The sequence below is a fragment of the Cryobacterium sp. N19 genome, from assembly GCF_002929595.1.
Taxonomy (GTDB): Bacteria; Actinomycetota; Actinomycetes; order Actinomycetales; family Microbacteriaceae; genus Cryobacterium; species Cryobacterium flavum.
In genome coordinates, this window is record NZ_PJJR01000051.1 from 79,025 (window position 1) to 94,772 (window position 15,748).

General features: G+C 66.1%; 17 protein-coding genes. 12 read left to right on the forward strand and 5 right to left on the reverse strand.

Annotated features, from left to right (window positions below; translation table 11 throughout):
- Window positions 1-38: 38 nt before the first annotated feature.
- Window positions 39-1,586 (forward strand): glutamine-hydrolyzing GMP synthase, encoded by a 1,548-nt coding sequence (gene guaA, locus CXY78_RS12045; RefSeq protein ID WP_233206191.1) that lies wholly within the window; start codon window positions 39-41, stop codon window positions 1,584-1,586.
- Between the two features lie 233 nt (window positions 1,587-1,819).
- Window positions 1,820-2,404 carry a GNAT family N-acetyltransferase gene (locus CXY78_RS12050; protein WP_104089519.1) on the forward strand — a complete coding sequence of 195 codons (585 nt, stop codon included), beginning with the start codon at window positions 1,820-1,822 and terminating at the stop codon, window positions 2,402-2,404.
- A 43-nt stretch (window positions 2,405-2,447) separates the two neighbouring features.
- Here CXY78_RS12050 and CXY78_RS12055 read toward each other — a convergent pair whose 3' ends face one another.
- The gene (locus tag CXY78_RS12055) at window positions 2,448-3,707 is read right to left on the reverse strand and encodes an MFS transporter (RefSeq protein ID WP_104089521.1); all 1,260 of its coding nucleotides are present in this window, start codon (window positions 3,705-3,707) and stop codon (window positions 2,448-2,450) included.
- A gap of 121 nt (window positions 3,708-3,828) precedes the next feature.
- On the opposite strand from CXY78_RS12055, the gene CXY78_RS12060 reads away from it, so the two are divergent.
- Window positions 3,829-4,302, forward strand: a complete 474-nt coding sequence (locus tag CXY78_RS12060; RefSeq protein WP_104089522.1) for a DUF1990 family protein — start codon at window positions 3,829-3,831, stop codon at window positions 4,300-4,302.
- Here the strand turns inward: CXY78_RS12060 and CXY78_RS12065 are convergent.
- Window positions 4,246-4,800 (reverse strand): MarR family winged helix-turn-helix transcriptional regulator, encoded by a 555-nt coding sequence (locus CXY78_RS12065; protein WP_104089524.1) that lies wholly within the window; start codon window positions 4,798-4,800, stop codon window positions 4,246-4,248. The two genes, CXY78_RS12060 and CXY78_RS12065, sit on opposite strands and share 57 nt — an antisense overlap.
- Window positions 4,801-4,844: 44 nt before the next feature.
- On the opposite strand from CXY78_RS12065, the gene CXY78_RS12070 reads away from it, so the two are divergent.
- Window positions 4,845-5,759, forward strand: a complete 915-nt coding sequence (locus CXY78_RS12070) for a DMT family transporter (protein WP_104089525.1) — start codon at window positions 4,845-4,847, stop codon at window positions 5,757-5,759.
- Window positions 5,760-5,836: 77 nt separating this feature from the next.
- On the opposite strand, the gene CXY78_RS21055 is transcribed toward CXY78_RS12070, so the two are convergent.
- Both CXY78_RS21055 and CXY78_RS12075 read right to left on the reverse strand, forming a co-directional pair.
- Window positions 5,837-5,989, reverse strand: a complete 153-nt coding sequence (locus tag CXY78_RS21055) for a hypothetical protein (RefSeq protein WP_158253314.1) — start codon at window positions 5,987-5,989, stop codon at window positions 5,837-5,839.
- Window positions 5,990-6,079: 90 nt separating this feature from the next.
- Window positions 6,080-6,898, reverse strand: a complete 819-nt coding sequence (locus CXY78_RS12075) for a Bax inhibitor-1/YccA family protein (RefSeq protein ID WP_092339342.1) — start codon at window positions 6,896-6,898, stop codon at window positions 6,080-6,082.
- Window positions 6,899-7,096: 198 nt separating this feature from the next.
- On the opposite strand from CXY78_RS12075, the gene CXY78_RS12080 reads away from it, so the two are divergent.
- The 7 genes from CXY78_RS12080 to CXY78_RS12105 all read left to right on the forward strand — a co-directional run bounded on the left by CXY78_RS12080 (window position 7,097) and on the right by CXY78_RS12105 (window position 14,263).
- Window positions 7,097-8,158, forward strand: coding sequence for a glycerophosphodiester phosphodiesterase family protein (locus CXY78_RS12080; protein ID WP_092339340.1), 1,062 nt, complete (start codon window positions 7,097-7,099; stop codon window positions 8,156-8,158).
- Window positions 8,159-8,214: 56 nt separating this feature from the next.
- Window positions 8,215-10,752 (forward strand): ATP-dependent helicase, encoded by a 2,538-nt coding sequence (locus tag CXY78_RS12085; RefSeq protein ID WP_104089527.1) that lies wholly within the window; start codon window positions 8,215-8,217, stop codon window positions 10,750-10,752.
- Between the two features lie 88 nt (window positions 10,753-10,840).
- Window positions 10,841-11,107, forward strand: coding sequence for a hypothetical protein (locus CXY78_RS12090; RefSeq protein WP_092339336.1), 267 nt, complete (start codon window positions 10,841-10,843; stop codon window positions 11,105-11,107).
- Window positions 11,108-11,139: 32 nt separating this feature from the next.
- Window positions 11,140-11,298, forward strand: a complete 159-nt coding sequence (locus CXY78_RS21060; RefSeq protein ID WP_158252816.1) for a hypothetical protein — start codon at window positions 11,140-11,142, stop codon at window positions 11,296-11,298.
- A gap of 65 nt (window positions 11,299-11,363) precedes the next feature.
- On the forward strand, window positions 11,364-12,788 hold the full coding sequence (locus CXY78_RS12095) for a ferric reductase-like transmembrane domain-containing protein (RefSeq protein ID WP_233206173.1): 1,425 nt from the start codon (window positions 11,364-11,366) through the stop codon (window positions 12,786-12,788).
- Window positions 12,785-13,411 (forward strand): FMN-binding protein, encoded by a 627-nt coding sequence (locus CXY78_RS21705; protein WP_233206174.1) that lies wholly within the window; start codon window positions 12,785-12,787, stop codon window positions 13,409-13,411. The genes CXY78_RS12095 and CXY78_RS21705 overlap by 4 nt, the downstream gene beginning before the upstream one ends.
- 9 nt (window positions 13,412-13,420) lie before the next feature.
- Entirely contained in the window at window positions 13,421-14,263 is an 843-nt protein-coding gene (locus CXY78_RS12105) for an FAD:protein FMN transferase (RefSeq protein WP_233206175.1), read from the forward strand.
- A gap of 154 nt (window positions 14,264-14,417) precedes the next feature.
- Here CXY78_RS12105 and CXY78_RS12110 read toward each other — a convergent pair whose 3' ends face one another.
- Window positions 14,418-14,918: a MarR family winged helix-turn-helix transcriptional regulator gene (locus CXY78_RS12110; RefSeq protein WP_104089528.1), complete on the reverse strand. Its 501-nt coding sequence runs from the start codon at window positions 14,916-14,918 to the stop codon at window positions 14,418-14,420.
- Between the two features lie 134 nt (window positions 14,919-15,052).
- On the opposite strand from CXY78_RS12110, the gene CXY78_RS12115 reads away from it, so the two are divergent.
- The gene (locus CXY78_RS12115; RefSeq protein WP_104089530.1) at window positions 15,053-15,697 is read left to right on the forward strand and encodes an NADPH-dependent F420 reductase; all 645 of its coding nucleotides are present in this window, start codon (window positions 15,053-15,055) and stop codon (window positions 15,695-15,697) included.
- Window positions 15,698-15,748 lie beyond the last annotated feature (51 nt).

The following is a 15,748-nucleotide window of genomic DNA, read 5'->3' on the forward strand; positions in this document are numbered from 1 at the left end:
CTGCGGTCGCCGACTCAGGCCTCGATCGCCCCGTTCTCGTGGTCGATTTCGGTGCGCAGTACGCGCAGCTGATCGCGCGGCGCGTGCGGGAGGCATCCGTTTATTCGGAAATCGTGCCGCACACGATCACCGCCGCCGAAGTTCTCGCCAAGAACCCGCGCGGAATCGTTCTGAGCGGGGGCCCGTCAAGCGTCTACGCCGGTGGTGCGCCCGCCTTCGACGCCGCGATCTTCGAGCTCGGCGTGCCCGTGCTCGGCATCTGCTACGGCTTCCAGGTGATGGCGACCGCTCTCGGCGGCACCGTCGCCCACACCGGCGCCCGCGAATACGGCTCGACCCCGGTCACCGTGAGCAACGGCGACAACGTGCTGCTGGCAAACCAGCCGGGCAACCAGACCGTGTGGATGAGCCACGGCGACTCGGTTGCCACGGCGCCGGCGGGCTTCACCGTGCTCGCCTCGTCGGTCTCGACCCCTGTCGCCGCGTTCGCCAACGACGCCAGGCGCCTCTACGGCGTGCAGTGGCACCCCGAGGTCAAGCACTCCGAAAACGGGCAGCACGTGCTCGAGAACTTTCTGCACCGCGCCGCCGGCATCAACCCCGACTGGAACAGCGGCAACGTCATCGCCGAGCAGGTCGCGAAGATTCGCGCCCAGGTCGGCACCGGCAAGGTCATCTGCGGCCTGTCCGGCGGAGTCGACTCCGCCGTCGCCGCCGCCCTCGTGCACAAGGCGATCGGCGACCAGCTGGTCTGCGTGTTCGTCGACCACGGCCTGCTGCGCCAGGACGAGCGCCGCCAGGTTGAGGAAGACTACGTCAAGGCCACGGGCATCCGCCTGGTCACCGTGGACGTGCGTGAGCAGTTCCTCGTGGCCCTCGAAGGTGTGAGCGACCCTGAGACCAAGCGCAAGATCATCGGCCGCGAGTTCATTCGCACCTTCGAGCAGGCCCAGGCCGAACTTATCGAAGAAGCCAAGGAAATCGACGGCGACCCGATCCGCTTCCTCGTGCAGGGCACGCTCTACCCCGACGTCGTCGAATCCGGCGGCGGCAGTGGCACCGCCAACATCAAGAGCCACCACAACGTGGGCGGCCTGCCCGACGACCTCAAGTTCGAACTGGTCGAACCGCTGCGCACCCTGTTCAAAGACGAAGTGCGCGCGATCGGCGCCGAGCTTGGACTGCCGGCCGAAATTGTGCAGCGCCAGCCGTTTCCCGGCCCCGGCCTGGGAATTCGCATCGTCGGCTCGATCACCCAGGAACGCCTCGACCTGCTGCGTCAAGCGGATGCGATCGTTCGCTTCGAACTGACCGCCGCCGGCCTCGACCGCGAGATCTGGCAGTGCCCGGTCGTGCTGCTGGCCGATGTGCGCTCGGTGGGCGTGCAGGGCGACGGCCGCACCTACGGTCACCCGATCGTGTTGCGCCCGGTGTCTTCAGAGGATGCCATGACCGCCGACTGGACTCGCCTGCCCTACGACCTGCTCGCCAAGATTTCGAACCGCATCACCAACGAGGTCGACGGCGTGAACCGCGTCGTGCTCGATGTGACGAGCAAGCCGCCGGGAACCATCGAGTGGGAGTGATCGCGCAGTAAAAAGGGTCGGCTCGCGAGAGTCGGCCCTTTTTGTGTGCCCGGCGCCGGCATCCGCTCGTGGTCGCGCCCGAAACGGGTGCGCTCATACTCCTTCCACCGCGATGCGGTTGCCTTGGCAGAGCGGCGCGCAGTACAGTCGAATCATGTTCCGCTCCTGATTGTTCCGCGCTCTCGTGCATTCCGCGCGATTGAGCACCGAATTTTTCAACGATCAGGGACACGATGCTACAGATACGGGACTACCGCACTTCCGACGAACGAAGCTGGCTCACCTGCCGCTTGTTGAGTTTTTTTGACACCGATTACTATGACGAGGTCAAAATTTGCAAGACAACATTTGCGAGTGCTCGTGTGGAATTAGTTGCCTGCAGGGGCGACGTCGTCGTTGGACTGATCGACGTCGAGATCGACGGCGACACCGCGACGATCGACTCAATAGCCGTGCATCCGGATGCTCAACGCCACGGAATCGCCTCAAAGCTCCTACGGCATGCCGTACAGCGGCTGCCGGAGCGAGTCACGTCGCTCGATGCCTGGACGCGAGAAACCGCGAGTGCAAACGACTGGTACACCTCGGCAGGATTCGCGGAGAACTATCGCTACCTGCACGTCTACAAGGAGTCAGCGAGCGGGGACGACGGATTTGAGTCTCCCGCTGGACTGTCCACACCCGTGCACGCCTTCATGCACGCGCGCTTCGAACTCGAGGATGAGCTTCGTCAGCGCTACTCCCGTGTGTACGTCTGCCGCCAATATCTCTTGCGATTGCGGGCGCCAAGCCCCCGTTACCTTGTAGGTAGCCCTTGAAGCTTTGCTTCTGAAGGGTGTTGGCCTGTTAGGCCCGGCATGGTTATTGCCCCCAGTCATTGATGATCCGGGGGGTGTTGTCACCGGGCCTGACTGGCATTGGATGATCAGGGGCAGGATCGCGGGGAAGCACGATGACAGCCAGCACCGCACAACACACGAAGACTCCGCCACCGACGGCGATCGGCAGTGCAAGGCCAACCACAGCCAGCAGGCCGCCGAGCGCCGAACCGAGCGCCAGCCCGAGCAGGCTGAGCACGCGGGACGCCGCGTTCACCCGTCCGCGCAGGGCGTCGGGCACGAGTCGTTGCCGGAGGGAGGTGGCGCAGATTCCCCAGACCACGGCGTGCAGGATGTAGACCGCGAGAAACACAGCGGCAACAACTCCGTTGGTGGCGATCGACAGCGCGAACAGTGCTGCCGCCCCCGTGACGAGGCTCGCAATAATCGTGCGCCGGTAGCCCATCGTGCCAACGACTCGTGCTGTCGAGAACGAACCGACCAATCCGCCGAGCGCTGAAACGGCCAGGATCACCCCGTAACCGAGGGCATCGAGGGCGAGGCGTTGCCCGGCGAACAGCACGAGGATCGAGAAGGGGAGCATGTAGCCCACACTGGCAAGCGCGCCGATCAGCGCCAGCCCGCCAACCGCGCGGTTGCCCGCGAGCCATCGCGCACCCTCGATCGCCTCGCGAAAAATGGGCTGGCGCAGGGTGAGGTCGGGGCTCGACCCACCGAGCCGCCGGCTCGGCAGCGCCAGGGCGAGAATCCCGGCCGCAGCCCACAGCCCGCCCATGAGATACAGGGGAGCGGCGGCCAGGGCGGCAAACAGCAGTCCACCCAGCGGCGGTCCGGCGAACTCATCGGCGATCAGCTGCGCGGCTGAAATGCGACCATTGGCGCGATCCAGCTGCGTGACCGGTACGACCCCGGGCAAGAGCGAAACGGATGCGTTGTCCGCCGCGCTCTCCAGCGTTCCGACGACCGCAAACGCCGCGTAGAGCAGCGGCAACGTTGCGAGGTCCAACTGCACGGAGACAGCCAGGGCGAGCACCGCCAACCCACGGATGAGGTTCGCGCCGATCAGCAGCGTGCGCCGATCGACTCGATCGACCCATACCCCGATGGGCAGCGCGACCAGGAGCCGCACCAGGGCGTACGTCGTGGCCAGACCCGCGACCAACCGCGGATCGTCGGTGAGCGACACCGCGAGAAGCGGCATCGAGATGAACGCGACTCCGTCAGCGAGATTCGAGGAGGCACTCGATGCCCACAGCGCTCGAAATGGGCGACCGAGCGACATAACCCGAGTCTACGCAGGGATTCACGCGGTGCGCTGCGGGCGAACCCCGGACTGAAACCGTCGCCGTTGCGATTGACTGGGCAGATGACCCACACCCTAAGGCTCGGCGCGAAGGAGAATCATGACCAGCCCTGAACTTCACGACTGGCCGGCGAGCGATCCGAAATTCCGGCGCTCGGAAGTGTCAGCGGTCGTGGGCAGCGGTGACGCGGTGTGGGAGCGCGCCGCCGGGGATGTGCTGCGCTGGCGGGTGAAGACGGCGAGCGGGTTTGCCGTGGATTCGGCGGCGCCGGTGTCGCCCGGCGACCGGGTAATCGTCACGGCACGCCTGATCGCGCTGACCGTCGTCGAACCGGTGGAGGTCGTTTCTGTCGTCGACGAGCCGAACCGGGTCGGGTTCGCCTATCGAACGCTGCCCGGGCATCCGGTCAGTGGCGAGGAGGCGTTCATCGTGCACCGCCACGGCAACGAAGTGCATCTCACGGTGCGATCGCTGACGCGGGCGGCCCCGCAGCAGCCGTGGCGCGCCCTCTACCCACTACTTCGGGTCGCTCAACTCATCGTTTGCCGGCGCTACCTGCGTTCGCTGCGCTGATTCGTTCAGTCCGTGGGTTGCCGCAGCGTTGATCCTCTGCAGCAGCCCCACCAGAAGCGATTGTTCGTCGTCAGAAAGAATCTGGGTGATGGTTCGCTCGGTCTCGACGTGCGGGGCCAGGGCGGCGTCGATGAGCCGCTTACCGGCATCCGTCAGCGCGACCAGGGTACCGCGGCCATCGTCGGGGTTCGCCTCCCGGCTGACCAAACCTCGCGTCTGAAGTTTGTTCAGGCGCTGGGCCACCGCGCTCGTCGAGATCATCGCATCGCGGGCCAGTGCCGCCGGGGAGATCCGGTAGGGCGCACCGCTCCGCAGCAGCGTCGCGAGCACGTCGAAAGAGGATGCGTCCAGGCCGTACCGCGCAAAGGTCGCGGCCAGGCGGGACTCGACGGCCAGAGCGGTGCGACTCAAGCGGCCGATGACGGCCATCGGGGAGACATCCAGGTCGGGCTTCTCGGTGCTCCACTGCTCGAGGATTCGATCGACCTGGTCTGACATGGTTCCACACTATCAATTGCTAAGCACTTAGCTATAATAGCTAAGTGCTTAGCAACCGATTCCTTCTGTTGGCGACCACCGCCCTGGCTCCCGTTCTTTGGGGAACCACCTATCTGACGACGACGGCGTTGCTGCCCGCGGATCGGCCGCTGCTCGCGGCATTCCTGCGCGCGCTCCCCGCAGGGCTGCTGCTCCTGGTGCTCTGCCGCCGATTGCCGCGCGGCGAATGGTGGTGGAAGTCCTGGGTGCTCGGCGTGCTCAACATCGGGGCGTTCTTCGCGCTGCTCTTCATCGCGGCCTACCGGCTCCCTGGCGGAGTGGCCGCCATCGTCGGAGGCCTGCAGCCGCTCGTGGTCGCATTGCTCGCCAGTCGCGTGCTGCACGAGAGGATGACCGGACGCGTTCTGGCGAGCGGCGCGACCGGTGCCTTCGGCGTCAGCCTCATCGTGCTCCAATCGCAGGCGAGGCTTGACGCTATCGGGATCCTGGCCGCTGTCGGCGGCACGGTCTGCATGGCCTCGGGCATCGTGCTCTCCAAGAAGTGGGGGCAGCCGGCGCCGCTGCTGGCGACGACCTCGTGGCAGCTCATCGCGGGCGGGCTCAGCCTGCTGCCCGTTTTGCTCCTGCTCGAAGGCCTTCCGACCACGCCGTTGACCGTGGCCAACCTCGCCGGCTACGCGTACCTCGCTGTGGCCGGCACGGCATTCGCCTACGTCGCCTGGTTCCACGGCATTGCGCGCCTGCCCGCGAGCACCATCGCATTCCTCGGCCTGCTGAGCCCCGTCGTGGCCATCGTGCTCGGCTGGGCGATCGCCGGAGAGCACCTTGCCCCGATTCAGATCGCGGGAATCGTCATCGTGCTCGGCTCGATCGCGGCCGTCATCGTCGCCAGGACCCCGAAACGCGGTTTCTCCCTGCATCGACCCAGGTTTGCCCGTGGCCGCGCCCGAAACGGGTGACCGCTACGGTAACCGGCGTAGCGACTGCCGATATTGGGGGCGCACATGGGATGACCCCGGCGCGGGCATCCGTTTAGTCAGTCTTTGGGCGCTTTGAGGTAGCGGCGGATGGCGAGCAGGACCACCCAGGCGAGCCCGAGGAGTACGATGCCGCTGCCGATGTAGCCGAACGTGGCGTTCACGCCGGTGGATTCGAGGGGAGCCAGCGCGTGCAGGTCAGTGAAACTCATTGCTTAAGCCAACCACAGTGTGGCGTGCGTGGGGTACGAAAAAGCGCCCCCGTTCCGAAATAACGAGGGCGCCTGATCAAGCGGATGCCGCTACTCGCGGGTCAGCACGAAGATGCGCAGCATTTCGACGTAGAGCCAGACGACGGTCATGATGATGCCGAACGCGCCGGTCCAGCCGTACTTGCGCGGCAGGCGGTTGTTGACGCCCTTCTGGATGAAGTCGAAGTCGAGCACGAGCGAGTACGCGGCCAGGAGTACAGCGAGCAGGCCGATGAGGATGCCGAGCTTGATGTCGAAGCCGAGAATGCTAATGCTCTGGCTGCGCATGCCGAAGGCCTGGTCGGTGGCGCCGAACAGCATCATGCCGAAGTTGATCAGCGAGAACGCGGCGTAGCCGATCATGGCGACCAGGAAGATCTTGGTGGCCTTCTTCGAGGCGCGGATCTTGCCGCTCTTGAACAGGGCGAGCGTGACACCGACGACTACGAGGGTGGCGAGAACCGCCTGCATCACGACGCCCCCGTAGAGGTCCTCGAAGAACCGCGAGATGCCGCCGACGAACAGGCCCTGGGCCCCGGCGAAGGCGAGAATGAGCGGAGCGGACGGCTCCTTCTTGAAGGTGTTGACCAGACCGAGCACGAAACCGGCGATGGCACCCAGAATGAACAGGAACGGGAGCACCGGGGTAGCAACCCAGGAGATCATTGCCGCGACGAGCAGCAGCGCGAAGCCGAGGCCGGTCTTGGTGATGGTGTCTTCGTAGGTCATGCGTTCGGTGTCCTGCGCACCGGCCGAGGGCCGGTTGTACATCGACTGCAGATCGTTGTCCGAGAGGGCCTGCGACGACGCCACTGCGCCGCGAGGGCCGAACGCCTCGTTGCGGGAGAAAGCGGGGTTGGAGGATGCCATGTGTTGCTGTACTCACAATCAGCTGGTGGAGTTTGGGTGCGCCTGGTGCGGCACTTCCTCCACGGTACCCGAGAGCACGTGCGAATGTGCAGGGGATCAGCCGATTTGCAGCATTGCAGGCGGTGTTTCGCACCCATTTCGCTGTGAGCGGATGCCGGCCCCCAGCATCCGTTCTGGCCCCGTTGTTAGCCTGAAACCATGCAACCGATCGTGATTGGCCACCGCGGGGCGAGCGGGCACCGGCCCGAGCACACCCGCAGCGCATTCGACCTCGCCTTCGGCCTCGGCGCCGACGCGGTCGAACCCGACCTCGTCGCCACCCGCGACGGGGTGCTGGTGATCCGCCACGAAAACGAGATCTCCGGCACAACGGATGTCGCCACCCGCGCCGAATTCTCCGCTCGCCGCACCGAGAAACACATCGACGGAACGCTCGTCACCGGCTGGTTCACCGAGGACTTCACCTGGGACGAACTGCGCACCCTGCGGGCCAGGGAACGACTGCCCGCCCTGCGGCAGGGCAACACCACCTTCGACGACCAACAGCCGATCCTGCGCCTGCGCGACCTGTTCGACCTGGTCGATGACGCAGCCGAACACACCGACCGGGTGCTCGGTATCGTGGCCGAAATCAAGCACAGCAACTACTTCGCGAGCCTCGACCTGCCACTGCCCGAGCTGTTCGCCGCCGAGGTCTCCGCCGCAGGCTGGAACACCGACCGGCTCACCGTGGAGAGCTTCGAACCGAGCGTGCTCGCGCAGGTTCGGGCCCAGGGCGTGCGTGGCAAACGCATCTTTCTGCTCGAAGACCAGGGGCACCCGGCCGACCAACTCGCCGAGTACGGGGCCGGTGCGCTCAGCTACGCCGCCCACCTCACCGCTGGCGGGCTCTCGAGCCTGGCGGCGGGCCGCTCGGCCGGCGGCTCCCGCAGCAGCATGGGCTCGAGCACGGCCACGAGTGACATCGGGGTGGACGGCATCAGCGTTCCCAAGTCGCTCATCCTCAAAACGGATGACGCGGGTGACGTGATCGGGGCCTCCGCTCTGGTCGAGGATGCGCACGCCGCCGGACTGGAGGTCTACTGCTGGACTTTGCGCCCGGAGAACAAGTTTCTGGAGACAACCTTTCAGAGCGGCACCCGAAAGGCGGATTTCGGCCACTGGCAATCCGAGTTTCGCCTGATTTTCGACTCGGGCGTCGACGGGGTGTTCGCCGACCACCCCGATCTGGCCGTGCACGTGCGCGACGAGCGGCGCTGACCCGTGGGCGTCATCCCGGCCTCGTGTCAGGGGCCTCGCCTACACTGGAAACCGACATGACCACACCTCTGAACGCGGAATCCGCACCCGTCACCACCGGCCGCTCGGCCACGCCGATCATTCTCGATTCCAATGGGTATGCAGGCCCGGGCGGTACGCAGCAGAGTCCCTTGCTTGACGGGCTCAACCCGCAGCAGAAAGAGGCCGTGGAATACCGCGGCCAGGCCTTGCTCATCATCGCTGGCGCCGGGTCGGGCAAGACCAGTGTGCTCACCCGTCGCGTCGCGAGCCTGCTCGAAACCCGCGATGCCTGGCCGAGCCAGATTCTCGCGATTACCTTTACCAATAAGGCCGCCGCCGAGATGCGCGAGCGGGTGCACGCCATCCTCGGGCAGGGCTCAGACGGCATGTGGATCAGCACCTTCCACTCCTCCTGCGTGCGCATCCTGCGCCGCGAAGCCGAAAAGATCGGCCTGTCCAGCACGTTCAGCATCTACGACTCGGCCGACACCAAGGTCACGCTCAAGCGCATCATCAAGGGCCTCGACGCCGATACCTACGGATTCACGCCGGGGTCAGCGGGCGCCAAGATCTCCAAGCTCAAGAACGAGCTCGCCGATGCCGATTCCTATGCGCGCAACGCCAACATGAGCGACCCGCAGGAGGTCATGTTCGTCGAGATTTTTCGGCAGTACCAGGCCCGACTGCGCGCAGCGAGCGCGCTCGACTTCGACGACCTCATCGGCGAGACGGTCTACCTGTTCCGTGCTTTTCCCAAGGTCGCCGCGCTCTACCGGCGCCGCTTTCGGCACCTGCTGGTCGACGAATACCAGGACACCAACCACGCCCAGTACGCCCTCGTGCACGAGCTCACCCGACCGGTCACGCCCGAGCTCGCCCAGGAGATGGAAGACGACGGCGTGCACGTGCGCAACCTGCGCGACGCGTCCGGCGCCATCCCCGGGGCGTCACTCACCGTGGTCGGTGATTCCGACCAATCGATCTACGCCTTCCGTGGCGCCGACACCCGCAACATCAGCGGGTTCGAGCGGGACTACCCGGGCGCTAGGGTGATTCTGCTCGAGCAGAACTACCGGTCGACCCAGAATATTCTCTCGGCGGCGAACGCCGTGATCGGCCACAACTTCGACCGTACAGACAAGAAATTGTGGAGCGCCGGCGGCGACGGCGAGAAGATCGTCGGCTTCACCGCCTACTCCGGGCACGACGAAGCCCAGTTCGTCTCCGACGAAATCCAGGTGCTGCACGCGGCCGGCATGGCCTACCGAGACATGGCCGTGTTCTACCGCACCAACGCCCAGACCCGAGCGCTCGAAGAAATCCTGGTGCGCTCCGCGACCCCCTACCGGGTGGTCGGCGGCACCAAGTTCTACGAGCGGGCCGAGATCAAGGACGCCCTGGCCTACCTCATCGCCGTCGCCAACCCGGTCGACGAACTCGCCCTGCGCCGCATCCTCAACACCCCGAAGCGCGGCATCGGCCCGGCCACCGAAACCGGTCTGTCGAGCTTCGCCGACGACAACGAACTCACCTTTCGCCAAGCCATGCGCAATTCCGCCGCGCTCGGCCTCGGCCCCAAGGTGACCGGCGCCATCCTCAAACTCGCCGAACTGCTCGATGCCGCCGCGCTCATGCTGGTACCGACCTCGGTCACCGACGACGGCGTGCCGGTCGGCGGTGCCAACGTCTCCGAAGTGCTCGAATTTCTGTTGAACGGCAGCGGGCTGCTCGCCGGCTTACGAAACAGCCGCGATCCGCAAGACGAGGTGCGCGCCGAGAACATCGAAGAGCTCGTGGCCCAGACCAAGGACTTCAACAAGGAGAACCCCGACGGCGGTCTCGTCGACTTTCTCACCCAGGTGTCACTCGTGGCCGCCGCCGACGACCTCGACGATGCCTCGGGAACCGTATCCCTGATGACCCTGCACACCGCGAAGGGCCTCGAATACGAGGCAGTGTTCCTCACCGGAGTGGAAGAGGGGCTGCTTCCGCACCAGATGTCGGCGAACGAGCCCGGCGGCCCGGCCGAGGAACGCCGCCTGTTCTACGTGGGCATCACCCGCGCCCGCAAACGGCTTTACCTCTCCCTCGCCATGACCCGCGCTCAGTTCGGCGACATCAACGTGGCCATGCCGAGTCGATACCTACAGGAGATTCCGGCCGACCTGATCGACTGGAAGCAGTCGCCGGGCATGGCCAATTCCCGTGGTGGCACCCAGCCGCGAGCCCTCAATGCGCGACGCGACGGTGGCTTCGGTGGGTTCGGTAATTCACTGGGCACCGGCTCGAACGATGGTTACGGCGGGCGCAGCAGCTACGGCACCAGCAAACAACCGGTCGGTCTGCCGCCCGGCAAGCCGAAGACGGAGTGGGCGAACAAGATCACCGGAACGGTGCGCGACAACGGTGGCCTCGAGCTTCAGGCGGGTGACCGCATTCGCCACCACGACTTCGGCGAGGGCCGGGTCAACCAGGTCACCGGCGAAGGTACCAAGCGCATCGCGCACGTGCAGTTCGACACTGCGGGCGCCAAAAAGCTGTTGATCAAGATCGCCCCGATCGAAAAGATCTAGCGAGCACCCCGTTCAACCCGCGCCAGGGCCGGAACCGGGCCAGCCCGAATCCCTGCGCCAGCCCGATTCCTTGCGCCAGCCCGAATCCTTGAGGCAGTGGGCGCTCAACCTGCGCTCCTTCCAGTTCGAGGTCGCCACCCGGGCAGCGGTCGCCGCCGCGCTGCCACTCACCGTTCTCGTGCTCACCGGCCAGCTCGACTGGGCCGCCTACGCGGCCTTCGGCGCCATGACAGCGCTGTTCGGCCGGAACGAGCCCTACCGGGTGCGGCTGCGCACGGTCACCGTTGCCGGCACACTCATGCTCGCGATCATCTGCTGCCCGGCCCGTCAGGCCAGCTCGGCGCCGAGATTCTGATCGGCCGACACTACGGCGCCGCCCTGCTGTTCGTGACCCCGCTCGCCCTCACCGTGCTGCACCTCACCAGCCCGGTACCGGTTCCGGCGCTGCTGGTCGATCGCGTGCTCGAGACCGTGCTGCGCCGCGTCTTCGCCCTGGTGATCGTGCTGCTCGCGCGGGCGAGAGTCCGGCTGAAAAACAGGCATTGACGACACACAGACTGTTCACAGGTTATCGATAGCTGTTCGATGGCCCCCCGGTCGATGCTCTACTCATGAGCCTCGACACGCGCACCAACCGAACCGGCCAGGCGCCCACACGCCGCACCCGTACGGCGTTGCAGCATCCCGCCTACCAGAAGCGGATGCGCCTCGCCGACAGCCTGCAGATTCTCTGCGTGGCGTCGGTCGCCATCGTCATCGCCATCTTTCTCGCCGACGGGGGAGCAGCCAAGTTCTCCGCTCCGGCCGACGCTTTCACCTCGCTCGGAATCGTCGCCGGACTGGTCGGAACCGACCTGCTGCTCGTGATGCTCGTGCTGGCCGCGCGGCTGCCCCCGATCGACCGCGCTTTCGGACACGACCAAGCCATGGCCGTGCACCAGTCGCTCGGCAAGCCCGCCCTCTATCTCATCCTCGGCCACGCGGCGCTGCTCATCACCGGCTATGCCCTCGCCGAAAACGTGAACGTGTTCGTCGAGGTCTGGAACATGTTCACGACCCTGCCCGACATGCCGCTCGCCTTCCTCGGCCTCGCGCTCATGCTCGGTGTCGTGATCACCTCGCTCGTGGTCGTGCGCCGTAAGTTTCGCTACGAGGCCTGGCACGCCGTGCACCTGCTCGCCTACCTCTCGGTGCTGGTCGCCATCCCGCACCAGCTGAGCGTCGGCAACCTGCTCAGCGAGGGGGCCATTGCCCGCTACTACTGGCTCGCCCTCTACGTGGCGGTCGCCGGCTCCATCATCGTGTTTCGCTTTCTGCTTCCGGTCTCCCGGTCATTGCGTCATCAGCTGATCGTCGACCGCATCGACGCCGTCGCTCCGGGCGTGGTCTCCATCACACTGACCGGCCGGCAGCTGGACAAACTCCGGGCGACCTCCGGGCAGTTCTTCGTCTGGCGGTTCTGGTCCCACGGACTCTGGTGGCAGGCGCACCCCTTCTCCCTGTCGTCAGCGCCGAGCGAGCGCGGACTGCGCATCACGGTGCGCGGTCTCGGCGATGCCTCGCAGCAGCTTCCGCAGCTGAAGCGCGGCACCCGAGTGAGCTTCGAAGGCCCGTACGGGCTCTTCACCGAGAACGCTCGCACGTCGCCCCGCGTCGTCTTGATCGCCGCCGGCATCGGCGTCGCCCCCATCCGCTCGCTGCTGGAAACGGTATCGTTCGCGCCGGGCAACGCCACCGTGCTGCTGCGCTCGCACAGCCTCGGCGATACTTACCTGGTCGACGAGCTGACCGACCTGTGCCGGGTGCGCGGCGCTGAACTGCGCGTCATCGCCGGAAAACGTCCCAAGGGCGTGAGTACCTGGCTGCCAGCGGATGCCGCCCGCGCCGGCATCACCCTGCGCAAGATCGTGCCCGAACTGCTCCACTGCGATATCTACATCTGCGGTCCCCGCCCGTGGACCGACGCCGTTGTGCGAGACGCCCGCGCCGGCGGGGTCCCCAAGAAGCAGATCCACTACGAAAGGTTTGACTGGTGAGAGCACGTGCCGTAGCACTGGCCGCACTGGCCTCCGTCTCGATCGTCGGCATCGGCTGGCAGCTCGGCTCGCAGGCTATCGACGCCTCGCAGAGCCTGACCGCAGCCACCGGTACCGGCGCAGCCACCGCCGCCGCCTCGGCCGCAACGGATGCCGCCGCCCAGGCCGCAGCGACCGCGAAAGCGGCCGCCGACGCTGCGGCCACAGCCCAAGCCCAGGCCGATGCCGCCAACACTGCTGCCTCGACGAAGGCAGCAGTGGATGCGGCGGCAGTAGCAACAGCCGCGGCCGACGCAGCTGCGGCTGCCAACGCGGTTGCAGCCACCGCGGCGACCGCATCGTCGCAATCGGAAAGCTTCACCGGCTCGGTCGTCGCCACCCAGTTCGGCAACATGCAGGTGTCCGTGACGATCGCCAACGGGGCGATCACCGAGGTCACTCCGCTGCAGCTGACCAACCGTGGCGGCCGATCGGTTGCCATCAGCAACCAGGCCGCGCCGATCTTGCGCTCCGAGGTGCTCGCGGCCCAATCCGCGAGCGTGCAAAACGTGAGTGGCGCCACCTACACGACCCAGGGCTACCTGCGGTCGCTGCAGTCGGCCCTCGATACGGCCGGGTTCTAGGTGCCTGCCGTGTGCCGCGACTCTGAGCGGATGCCCGCGCTCACCTTTGCAACGATGGGCAGCGTCGTCAGTTTGCGACTCGGCGATTTCGCTGCCGATACCGCTGCCGGTGACCTGGTCGAGACAGTGTTTCGGCGCTGGGATCAGCAATTCAGCCTCTACCGAGACGACTCGGAGCTGTCTCGGGTCGCGCGCGGGGACATCCGTTTGACCGACGCGAGTGAGAGCCTGCGCAACTGTTACGCCCTCACGCTGGACTGGCGGGATCGCACCCGGGGCGTATTCACTCCGCATCGTGCGGATGGCGTGATCGACCTGTCCGGGGTGATCAAGGCGCTCGCCATCGCCGAAGCCGGGGCGGCCCTGATCGCGAGCGGCTTCGCCGACTGGTCGATCAACGCCGGCGGTGACGTGCTGGTCAGTGGTCAGCCGGGCGAACGATTTGAGGCATGGGAGTCCGCCGACAGTGCGATGCCGACCGGGCATCGAGTGGCGGCGCCGGCCGCGGTGACCGAGCACCTCGAATGGGTCGTGGCGATCGTCAATCCATTCGATCGGGGTGACGTGATTGCGAGCGTGCCGCTGCGGCATCCGCTTCGAGCCGTGGCCACCTCGGGCAGCGCGGAACGCGGCGAGCACATCTGGACGGCGTTGAACGGTGAGCCGTCGCCGTTTCGCCAGGTGAGCGTTTTTGCCGCCGATATCGTCACGGCCGACGTGCTCGCGACGGCGATCGTGGCTGGCGGCGAGGCGACGCTGAACGAAATGACCGAGCGCTTTCCCATCGATGTTCTCGCCGTGTTGCGTGACGGCCAGTTGCTCGCGACACCGGGGCTGCGCCGGGCCGAATAGGTCATTTCAGACTGCCCGGACAGTTTGTACCTGGCGCTTGATCGACCGCAGCTTCGACCTCGATCTGGATCCAGACGCCTACGCCGATCTCGACTTCGACAACGACGACCGGTACTGATCAGCTGTTCGGTCGTGGCTGACCGGTCGTGCTTGGTCAGTCGTTATCGAGCAGGCGGTGGTCGGGGTCGAGGGTGCCGAGCAGTCGACCGCAGATCTCGCTGAGCTGGCCGACCTGGCGGGCGGTGAGCGGGTCGAACACCACGGTGCGCACCTCATCGACGTGGCCGGGAGCGCTGGCGACGACCTTCTGCCAGCCCGTTTCGGTGAGGCGGGCCAGGGAGGCGCGGGCATCCGCTTGCGAGGCACAGCGGGTGATGTAGCCCTGCGTTTCCAGGCGGGTGAGCACGTGCGAGAGCCGGGAGAGGGAGGAGTTGGTGCGTGAGGCGAGTTCACTGAGCGGCAACGAGTGTTCGTCGTTCTCGGAGATCATGGCGAGCACGTAGTACTCGAAGTGGCTGAGGCCTGCGTCACGTTTCAGCTCGGACTCCAGGCGGGCCGGGAGCAGCATCGTGACCGCCATCAGGCGCAGCCAGGCGAAGCGCTCGTCCTCGGTGAGCCAGCGCGGCTCCGGGGTGCGTTGGGGAGGGGAAGTCATAACAGACAATCTACCAGTTGACTTGACGTTTCAACTAAAAAGCCCTAGGTTTTAGTTGTTGCTTCAAGTGAGTAACATCCACATCGTGAACATGACCAACAGGCCTCACCCCCCCCAATAGAAAGAGAATTCTAATGACTGACATCGTTATCATCGGCAGCGGCAACATGGCTCGCGGCATCGGAACCCGTGCAGTTGCGGCCGGCCGCAGCGTGCAGATTCTCGGCCAGGACCTGGCCAAGGCGGCGGCGCTCGCTGCCGAACTCGGGGCATCCGTTACCAACGGCCCGGTCGACTTCGCTGCCGTCGACGGCAACATCGTCGTGCTCGCCGTTCCTTACGACGCGGCCCGCACCCTCGTGACCGGCTACGGCGCCGCACTCGCCGGCAAGACCGTGATCGACATCACCAACCCGGTCGACTTCACGACCTTCGACTCCCTCACCGTCGCCCCCGGCACCTCAGCGGCCGAAGAACTCGCCAAGCTCGCCGCCGACGGCGTCAACATCGTCAAGGCCTTCAACACGACCTTCGCCGGCACGCTCGTCACCGGGTCGGTCGCCGGCCAGCCGCTCGACGTGTTCGTCGCGAGTGACTCCGACACGGCCAAAGCCGCCGTCGAGTCGTTCGTCACCGACGCCGGACTCAACCCCATCGATGTTGGACCGCTGCGTCGCGCCCGCGAGCTCGAGGGCTTCCAACTGCTCATCATGACCCTGCAGGTCAACCCGGCACACGCCTCGTACAACTGGAACACCGGCCTCAAGGTGCTCGCCTAGGCGCAGATCCGGCTGGGCGCCGCCCGCCCGCCCAGGAGGCGGCGTGCAACA

Coding starts and splice junctions, on each gene's coding strand:
- CXY78_RS12050 (WP_104089519.1), top strand. CDS start 1,820: ATGCTACAGATACGGGACTACCGCACTTCCGACGAACGAAGCTGGCTC.
- CXY78_RS12055 (WP_104089521.1), bottom strand. CDS start 3,707: ATGTCGCTCGGTCGCCCATTTCGAGCGCTGTGGGCATCGAGTGCCTCC.
- CXY78_RS12060 (WP_104089522.1), top strand. CDS start 3,829: ATGACCAGCCCTGAACTTCACGACTGGCCGGCGAGCGATCCGAAATTC.
- CXY78_RS12065 (WP_104089524.1), bottom strand. CDS start 4,800: ATGTCAGACCAGGTCGATCGAATCCTCGAGCAGTGGAGCACCGAGAAG.
- CXY78_RS21055 (WP_158253314.1), bottom strand. CDS start 5,989: ATGAGTTTCACTGACCTGCACGCGCTGGCTCCCCTCGAATCCACCGGC.
- CXY78_RS12075 (WP_092339342.1), bottom strand. CDS start 6,898: ATGGCATCCTCCAACCCCGCTTTCTCCCGCAACGAGGCGTTCGGCCCT.
- CXY78_RS12080 (WP_092339340.1), top strand. CDS start 7,097: ATGCAACCGATCGTGATTGGCCACCGCGGGGCGAGCGGGCACCGGCCC.
- CXY78_RS12085 (WP_104089527.1), top strand. CDS start 8,215: ATGACCACACCTCTGAACGCGGAATCCGCACCCGTCACCACCGGCCGC.
- CXY78_RS12095 (WP_233206173.1), top strand. CDS start 11,364: ATGAGCCTCGACACGCGCACCAACCGAACCGGCCAGGCGCCCACACGC.
- CXY78_RS12110 (WP_104089528.1), bottom strand. CDS start 14,918: ATGACTTCCCCTCCCCAACGCACCCCGGAGCCGCGCTGGCTCACCGAG.
- CXY78_RS12115 (WP_104089530.1), top strand. CDS start 15,053: ATGACTGACATCGTTATCATCGGCAGCGGCAACATGGCTCGCGGCATC.